Origin of the sequence: Pseudoalteromonas sp. MER144-MNA-CIBAN-0113, assembly GCF_040308965.1 — a bacterium.
GTDB lineage: Bacteria > Pseudomonadota > Gammaproteobacteria > Enterobacterales > Alteromonadaceae > Pseudoalteromonas > Pseudoalteromonas tetraodonis.
In genome coordinates, this window is the sequence record NZ_JBEOOG010000655.1 from 1 (window position 1) to 224 (window position 224).

A 224-nucleotide genomic window follows, 5' to 3' on the forward strand; every position below is an offset into this window, starting at 1 on the left:
GATAGCTCAGTTGGTAGAGCAGAGGATTGAAAATCCTCGTGTCCCTGGTTCGATTCCGGGTCGAGGCACCATTTATTTTAAAACCTTGCTTATGCAAGGTTTTTTTTTAAGTTATCAATCTTAAAGATTGAACGCGCCTTAGCACATAGTTTAGTGTGCCGACTTAGCTCAGCTGGTAGAGCAACTGACTTGTAATCAGTAGGTCAACCGTTCGACTCGGTTAG

1 tRNA gene is annotated in these 224 nt (G+C 43.3%); it reads left to right on the forward strand.

What is annotated here, in order from left to right:
• Position 1 precedes the first annotated feature (1 nt).
• Positions 2-71, forward strand: a tRNA-Phe gene (locus AAEY57_RS21350).
• The last annotated feature ends 153 nt before the right edge of the window (positions 72-224 follow it).